The 7,538-nt window shown below is 61.8% G+C and carries 6 protein-coding genes and 1 pseudogene; 1 reads left to right on the top strand and 6 read right to left on the bottom strand.

Annotated elements, in window-relative coordinates; all coding sequences use genetic code 11:
* Positions 1-135: 135 nt before the first annotated feature.
* The 3 genes from WCJ41_RS19010 to WCJ41_RS19020 are packed head-to-tail and all read right to left on the bottom strand — an operon-like array spanning position 136 to position 3,346.
* Positions 136-1,308: a Gfo/Idh/MocA family oxidoreductase gene (locus tag WCJ41_RS19010; RefSeq protein WP_336907411.1), complete on the bottom strand. Its 1,173-nt coding sequence runs from the start codon at positions 1,306-1,308 to the stop codon at positions 136-138.
* Positions 1,309-1,319: 11 nt separating this feature from the next.
* The gene (locus WCJ41_RS19015; RefSeq protein ID WP_336907412.1) at positions 1,320-2,213 is read right to left on the bottom strand and encodes a TIM barrel protein; all 894 of its coding nucleotides are present in this window, start codon (positions 2,211-2,213) and stop codon (positions 1,320-1,322) included.
* The gene (locus WCJ41_RS19020) at positions 2,210-3,346 is read right to left on the bottom strand and encodes a Gfo/Idh/MocA family oxidoreductase (RefSeq protein ID WP_336907413.1); all 1,137 of its coding nucleotides are present in this window, start codon (positions 3,344-3,346) and stop codon (positions 2,210-2,212) included. The genes WCJ41_RS19015 and WCJ41_RS19020 overlap by 4 nt, the downstream gene beginning before the upstream one ends.
* Before the next feature lie 84 nt (positions 3,347-3,430).
* On the opposite strand from WCJ41_RS19020, the gene WCJ41_RS19025 reads away from it, so the two are divergent.
* A complete protein-coding gene (locus WCJ41_RS19025) occupies positions 3,431-4,438 on the top strand; it encodes a thiamine pyrophosphate-binding protein (protein ID WP_336907414.1) in 1,008 nt (335 codons plus the stop codon).
* Positions 4,439-4,532: 94 nt separating this feature from the next.
* On the opposite strand, the gene WCJ41_RS19030 is transcribed toward WCJ41_RS19025, so the two are convergent.
* The 3 genes and pseudogenes from WCJ41_RS19030 to WCJ41_RS19040 all read right to left on the bottom strand — a co-directional run.
* Positions 4,533-5,858, bottom strand: a complete 1,326-nt coding sequence (locus WCJ41_RS19030) for a lipase family protein (RefSeq protein ID WP_336907415.1) — start codon at positions 5,856-5,858, stop codon at positions 4,533-4,535.
* Positions 5,859-5,921: 63 nt separating this feature from the next.
* The gene (locus WCJ41_RS19035) at positions 5,922-7,238 is read right to left on the bottom strand and encodes a lipase family protein (protein WP_336907416.1); all 1,317 of its coding nucleotides are present in this window, start codon (positions 7,236-7,238) and stop codon (positions 5,922-5,924) included.
* 27 nt (positions 7,239-7,265) lie between these two features.
* Positions 7,266-7,538: pseudogene (locus WCJ41_RS19040) on the bottom strand (transporter); the annotation flags it as partial.

A 7,538-nucleotide genomic window follows, 5' to 3' on the forward strand; every position in this document is an offset into this window, starting at 1 on the left:
GGGGGGAACTCTAGTCGCGGCATTACACAGATCAGCGAATGGGTATCGTGCCAGGACTGCGTGTGAACCCAGGATCAGGATTTCTGTGCGCAAAAAGGCGATGTCCGCACGAGCGGCTCATGTTTTATGTCTCCCTCAGACAGGGTCGGCGCGCAACATGGATGGGGGGCGTGCATCGGTCCATTCTCCTCCACGCGAACTCGACTCCACTGCCGCGCGGATTGCGGCAATAGAGCGAAGACCGTCAGAGGCTGTGGGGTAATGACCAGCAAGCGGATCAGGCGGACGCCCATCACGCCGGGCGCGGATAACTTCCGCAAGATCGGCATAGATGTTGGCGAAGGCCACCAGCATGCCCTCGGAATGCCCCGCAGCGATCCGTGTCGCCCGATCAGCTTCCGCCGATAGATTGCTGGCCCCGCGTTCAATCACTTCCGTCCTGCCGTTCACCGGCGTCCAGTGCAGCTGGTCCGGCCACTGCTGCGCCCAGCGGAGGCCGCCCTTTTCGCCGAAGACACGGATGTTCAAGCCGTGGAAGCTGCCGACCGCCACTGAGCTGGTCCACAGCCGCACCCGCGTGCCGCCGTCCATCCTCACGTTGACCATGGCATCATCCTCCAGCACGCGACTGGGGATTGCCGACACGAAGTCCGCCGCCAGATCCTTGGCATTCTGTGCTGACACGTAGCTCGCCATGTGGAGGGCATGAATGCCGCAGTCGGCAAACTGCCCGGAAATACCAGCCTGCGCGGGATCATAGCGCCAGCGCATGCGCGGATTGTCGGCATCGGCCGCATCGGCATGGAAACCATGCGAGAACTCGACGACGATCAGCCTGACCTTGCCAAGGTCGCCGCGCGCCACCATGCTTCGCATGTGGCGCACCAGCGGATAGCCCGTATAGCCATAATTGACGGCGCAGATGGCACCGGTGCGCGCGGCGGTGGCCACGATGTCCTCCGCCTCCTCGACGGTCACCGTCATGGGCTTCTCACACAGCACGTTGATGCCTGCCTCAAGAAAGGCCTTGGTGATGGCATAGTGGGTTGCGTTCGGCGTTGCCACGGTGACGAGATCGAGGCGATCGGGACGGTGCCTCTCGCCCACGAGCATTTCTCGCCAATCGCCATAGGCGCGATCCGCCGCGATGCCCAGCCGCTGGGCGAAGGCCTTGCCACTTGCAGGATCGGCGTCGAGCGCCCCTGCAACCATGTTGTAGTGCCCGTCCAGCGCCGCGCAGATGCGGTGCACGGGGCCGATCTGACTGCCCTCGCCGCCGCCGATCATTCCCCAGTTCAGTCGTGCCATGGGAGGTCCTGTCAGTTGAAGCCGATGGAGCGCAGATAGGCGCGGTTGGCGCGGGCATCGTCGACTGGCGATGTCGGACCGGATGGATCGCAATCCTGTTCGACGGTGCACCAGCCCTCATAACCGGATTCGAGAAGAAGCTGGCGAACCGCATGAAAATCGGTGATGCCCTTGCCGAGGTTGCAGAAGATGCCTTGGCCGCAGGCATCGTAGAAGCCGGTGCGCTTCGCGACAACGTCCGCCTTCACCCTGGGGTCAATATCCTTGAAATGGACATAGGCAATCCGCGCCATGTGACGCGTCATGAAGGCCACGGGATCAAAGCCGGCATAGTGGGAGTGCCCCGTATCGAGGCAGATCTTCAGGATCGCCGGGTCGATATCGGCGAGCAGCCGCTCCACCTCGGGTTCGAAGTCGATGAAGCCCGCAGCATGCGGGTGAATGGAGACGATAAGGCCATATTCCTCCGTGCCCATGCGCGCGATGTCTCGGAAGCGGGACGCAAAGGCGTTCCACTCCGCACTGTCCATCTGCTCGGCTTCGGCAGGCCGGCCGGCTGTCGGTGCGCGGCGCGGCGAGATTGAATCGATGAGCACGAGATGGCGCGCCCCATGTGCCACGAGTGCACGGCAGGTTCGGATCGCAGCGTCCTTGACCTCGTCCCACTTGGCCGCGTCATGAAACGGACGGAACACCACGCCCCCGATCAGGGTGAGGCCACGCTGGGCCAGGGCGGGACCCAGAATGTCCGGGTTCTCTGGCATGAAGCCGATGGGACCAAGTTCGATGCCGTTGTATCCGGCATCTCGGCACTCATCGAGAACGCGCGTCCATGCCGGGTTGCGCGGGTCATCTGCGAACTCCACGCCCCAGGAGCAGGGGGCATTTCCAATCCTGATATTCATGATCTGTGCGGCTCTCCTTCAAGGGGATCGACATCGACCCAGCCACGGCGCTCGTGTGACGCCCAGGCGGCATCGATGACCTGGTTGACCATGTGACCATCGGCGAAAGTCGGCCAGCGTGGTGTGCCGGCCGCAATTGCCTCCAGGAAATCGCGTGCCTCGATGATGATCTGGTCCTGATATCCCGTCCCATGTCCCGGCCCGAGGCAGAAGGCCTGGTAATCGGGGTGATCGGGGCCAGTAAGAATCTTGGTGAAGCCCTGCCGTCCCTGCGGATCGCGGCTGCGATACAGCCACAGGGCGTTCTGGTCTTCCTGGTCGAAACGCAGCGCGCCTTCGGTGCCAGAGATCTCGTACGCGTAGCCCATCTTGCGTCCCGTCGCGACGCGGCTGATGAAGAGATGTCCCATGGCACCGCTAACGAAGCGGCACATGATCTGCCCTTGGTCATCGTTCGTCACGGCTTCGGTGCCGCCGGGCGCGGGCCTTGTCCGGTGCACGGTCTCGATGTCCGCACACAGGCTCCTGATCGGCCCCATCAAGGCAAGTGCTGCATTGATGATATGGGGTGACAGGTCCCCCATGTTGCCATTGGCCTTGCCGCGTGTACGCCGGGAGGCCGCCAGTGCAGGATCGGCATAGAAATCTTCCGTGTGCTCACCGCAGAACCACGTGACTTCGCCGATTTCACCAGCGGCAATGATCTGGCGCGCCAGCTGCGACGCTGGTGTGCGAATGTAGTTGAAGCCTGTCATGTGAACGAGGCCACTGCGTTGTGCCGCCTCCAGCATCACGCGACTTTCGACGACACCAAGACCCAGCGGCTTCTCGCAGAACACGTGCTTTCCGGCTGCAAATGCCGGGAGTGCGATGTCCTTGTGCGTGTCCTGCGGACTGGCGATCACAACCGCATCGATCCGCGGATCCGCCACCAGCGTGCGCCAGTCGACAGTGGAGCGCGCAAACCCAAACTGGCGCGCCTTCGCCGCAGCACCTTCCGGCGTCGTGGTGCAGATCATTTCGAGGCGAGGACGCAGGGCCGTGTCGAACACGGCGGCCACGGCCGACAACGCGACGGCATGGGCCTTGCCCATGTAACCGCCGCCGACCAACCCGATTCCGACCTCTGACACGCAGCCCATCCAGTTGTTTGCAAGCGCTTGCAAAGGCAATAGACAATAACTACTCTGACCGGGCAAGAGCAGGTGGAGAGCGCCGTGGCACAGCAGTCCCGCAACATCAGGTTGACAACGGCACAGGCGCTGGTGCGCCATCTGGCCAACCAGTTCACGGTGATCGATGGCGTGAAGCAGCGCCTGTGCGGCGGCGGATTTGCCATCTTCGGCCATGGCAATGTGATCTGCCTCGGAGAGGCCCTGCACGAACATCGCCGCGAACTTCCCCTGTGGCGCGGCCAGAACGAGCAGTCGATGGCACTGGCGGCCGTGGCCTATGCCAAGCAGAAGCTGCGCAGTCGGTTCATGTTCGCTACCGCCTCGGCAGGTCCCGGCACAACCAACATGGTGACGGCAGCCGCCGTCGCACATACCAACCGCCTGCCCGTGCTTTTTCTATGCGGCGATGGCTATGCCACGCGCCTGCCGGATCCGGTGCTGCAGCAGGTGGAGCATTTCGGCGACCCCACACTGACGGTCAACGACGCCTTCAAGAGCGTCACCCGCTACTGGGACCGCATTACCCACCCCGCACAGATCATCCAGTCGCTGCCAAAGGCCATCGCCACGCTGCTTGATCCTGCCGATTGCGGGCCCGTGTTCCTCGGCCTGCCACAGGACGTGCAGGGCTGGGCTTATGACTATCCGGAGTCCTTCTTTGCCGAACGCGTCCACGAGATACGCCGACAGCCGCCTGACCCGCGCGAAGTGAGGGACGCGGCAAGCACTCTCGCCATGGCCAGACGACCCGTCATCATCGCCGGTGGCGGTGTGCAGTATTCGGGTGCAACGGAAGTCCTGCGGGACTTTGCCGAGCGCCATGCCATTCCCGTGGTGGAGACCATCGCCGGAAGAGCCAACCTGCTGCATGGCCATCCACTGAACATCAGCCCCATCGGCGTCACCGGGTCGAACTCGACGCATGCGACCGCGAGCAGCGGATGTCTGCTGGAAAGCGGCCGACTCTGCTGGTCTACCGGGTCATCTGCACGGAACAGGATGCATTGCACTGGGCCGAGGAAGACATTGGCAATTTGCGGGTGGCGCTGAATGCGTTGGTGAGGCTGTTTCGGTTGTGAGAGCGCACCGTGGTATGCGCAAACCCGTTACAGATGGCACACCACATCAGGCCAACGGCGCACGTCTAGTTGCTGGCGCAACCGTCAGGCGCTGACTTGCCAGCAAAGCGGTCGGCGATCCAGGGCAAGTAGTACTGCTCCGAGAGGCCTGGTGTCGAAAAATGGTCCTGATTGCCTGGCAACTGCATGCGGCCCACATTGGCGCCAGCAATCGCGCACATGTTCTTGCGGTAAAGCTCGTGCTGGATTGGCGGCAGGGTCGTGTCGTTGTTGCCGTAATAGATCATAACCGGTGCCACCGGCTTCACGTCGTTCGGAACGCTCACCGTCTGAAAGGCCTGCGCCCAGGCGAGCTCATTTTGCCGATCCGCCCGCATGAGCGTCTTGTAGTTGTTTCCGAAGGTGTAACTGAGGGTGTCGGAACTCGCATGGATGCACTTGGTCCGGTAGACCTCGTCCAGCGCCTTGGCGCCGTCCTCGGTGTAGACGTCGGTGTATTTGAGCTTGTCAGGGTAGGCGGCTTGGATGCCCCACAGCATCATGGCGAAATGCGCGAACTCGAAGACGTTGCCGGAGAAGGTCTGGGTGAGTTCGTCGATCGCGTTCTTGGCGCTCGCCGCGTCGGTGGGCTTTGGCACGACCGCGGCCATGTCGTCAGGCGCCATTGCCACGAAACCCACGAACTCGAGGCCGTCGCGTGCCGTGCCTTTCTGGGCGATGTAATCGGGCTGTCCCGCCGCGGCGATGGTGGAGCCGCCGCCCTGCGACCAGCCGATGCCGAGCGCTTTCTTGCCGGCGCCGACCTCCTTAATTGTACCCACCGCGCGACCAGCGTTGATGGCATCACGGCCTTGCGTACGCGCCACGAGATACTGGTGCTTTCCTGGACTGCCGAGACCCTGATAGTCGGTTCCCACCACCACGTAGCCTGACTTTATGAACTGCTCGAGCGCGGGCAGGCCATAGTCGGTCCAGCTGTCGCCGCCGATGCGGAAATATAGGTTCAGCGGCTTTGCGGGATCGAGTACCTGCGAGGGGCCACAATTGGCCGCACCACCCGTTGTGCCGTGCGACCAGATGACCACCGGTCGCCCACCCTTGGGCGCTTTACCCTCCGGAGCGACGACGACCGCGGTCGATATCGTCTTCACGTCATTGAGGTCGGAGGAAACATATGCGATGCGCCAGGCCTCGGCACCCTTGATGGATGTCGCGATTTTCTCCTGCCTGATGACCTGACCGAGTTTTCCCTCGGGCTTCATCTTCATAACCGACTCGTAGAAGGGGGGGAGCATGGGCCGTGCAATCGCATCATCCGCCATGGCAGCGATGGGAGCAAGGCAGGGTGCAGCGCTCAGCGCGGCAATGAGCAGACGTGACGTGATGGACATGTGCGCCTCGGGTGATTTGAACGGAAAAGGCCAGTCCCGCGAGGGGCTGGCCTGGAGTGATCATCAGTTGGCCGTGCAGCCGTCGGGCGTGGGCTTGCCGGCAAGGCGATCCTTGATCCACGGCATGTAGAAGGGCACAGATTCGGGCGGCGTGGTGAAGTGGTTCTGGTCGCCGGGCAGCTGGATTCGCGTGACATTCCCGCCCAGTGCACAGATCTTTTTCTGATAGAATTCGCCCATGATCGGCGGCAAAGTGGTGTCCTTGTTGCCATAGATGATCATGACTGGGGCGATCGGCTTCACCGTACTGTCAAGCGTGCCCTTGAGTATAGCCTCGGCCCAGGCCATGGCATTTTGCGGTTGTGGACGCAGCATCGATTTGTAGTTCTGGCCGAAGTTGAAATTGATCGTATCGGTCGCCGTGTGGACGCACTTGTTGGAGTAGATCTCATCCAGTACATTTGCACCCTCGTCTGTGAAGATGTCGCTGAGCTTCAGCTTGTCTGGAAAACCGGCCTGAGTGCCCCACATGTTCATCGACATGTGAGCGAATGCGAAACTATCGACTGACCAGGCCGTAGCAAAGTCGCTCACCATCTTCGTGGCACCGGTCTCGTCCATGGTGGCAGGCGCATACATGGCGAAATCCGGGACCGCCATCGCGACGAAACCGAGAATCTCGAGGCCGTCATATGCTGTGCCCTGCTTTGCGACGTAGTCAGCCTGCGAGGCACCTATGGTCGAACCTGCTCCCTGGGACCAGCCGATCATGATCGTCTTCTTGCCCGCTCCCGTTTCCGCCATGGAGCCCGCGGCGCGGGCGGCATTGATCGCATCGCGACCGTTGGTCTTGGCCACGGCATACTGGTGGCGTCCGCCGCCGCCCAGGCCCTGATAGTCGGTTCCGACCACAACGTAGCCGTCCTTGATGAATTCATCGAGGCTCGGCAGGCCATAGTCAGTCGATTCATTGCCGTTCACGAGGAAATACTGGTTAAGCGACTGCGCCGGATTCTCGACCTGCGAGGGGCCGCAGTTCTGCGCATTACCGGTCGTGCCATGCGACCAGGAGATGATCGGGCGGCCACCGGACGGCGCCTCGCCAACCGGGGCGACGACGACGCCGGTCGAAATCGTCGGCACGTCATTCAGGTCGGAGGAGATATAGGCGATGCGCCATGCCTGCGCGCCGGCGATCGGGGTAGCAACTTGTTCCTTCTTGATGATCTGACCGAGCTTGCCCTCGGGCTTCATCTGCATGACGTCCTGGTAGAAAGGCGAGACGGATACTGTGGGCGTGGCGTTGTCTGCCATCGCGGCGGCGGGAGCAAGCGACATGCCAGCCAGCAGGGACAGTGCGATCCTGAACTTGAGAGACATGGTTTTACCTCGTGTATGTGTTTGGGATTACTTTTCGGGGAACAGAAAAGTCATGCCAAAGCGCGCACCCCAGCCGGTTGGACCGGCATCATCAGGAGACACCGCCCAGTAGCGCACGCCACCAAATAGGGCGACGGGTTGCTTGTCAAAGTGCACGATTTTCTGTACAACAAAATTGAATGGGACTGACCACTCATCGGTGACCCAATTGTAGGTCGACTCGGAATTCAGGGTGAAGGTCCACGCGTTCTTTGTGGCGTAGGACACAAAGGGCTGCATGTAGGCCTGGTTAATATTCTT

The sequence above is a fragment of the Aestuariivirga sp. genome, assembly GCF_037139295.1.
GTDB lineage: Bacteria > Pseudomonadota > Alphaproteobacteria > Rhizobiales > Aestuariivirgaceae > Aestuariivirga.

What these genes read in the sequence shown, in the direction of transcription:
- WCJ41_RS19010 (WP_336907411.1), bottom strand. Translation starts at nt 1,308, where the DNA reads ATGGCACGACTGAACTGGGGAATGATCGGCGGCGGCGAGGGCAGTCAG.
- WCJ41_RS19015 (WP_336907412.1), bottom strand. Translation starts at nt 2,213, where the DNA reads ATGAATATCAGGATTGGAAATGCCCCCTGCTCCTGGGGCGTGGAGTTC.
- WCJ41_RS19030 (WP_336907415.1), bottom strand. Translation starts at nt 5,858, where the DNA reads ATGTCCATCACGTCACGTCTGCTCATTGCCGCGCTGAGCGCTGCACCC.
- WCJ41_RS19035 (WP_336907416.1), bottom strand. Translation starts at nt 7,238, where the DNA reads ATGTCTCTCAAGTTCAGGATCGCACTGTCCCTGCTGGCTGGCATGTCG.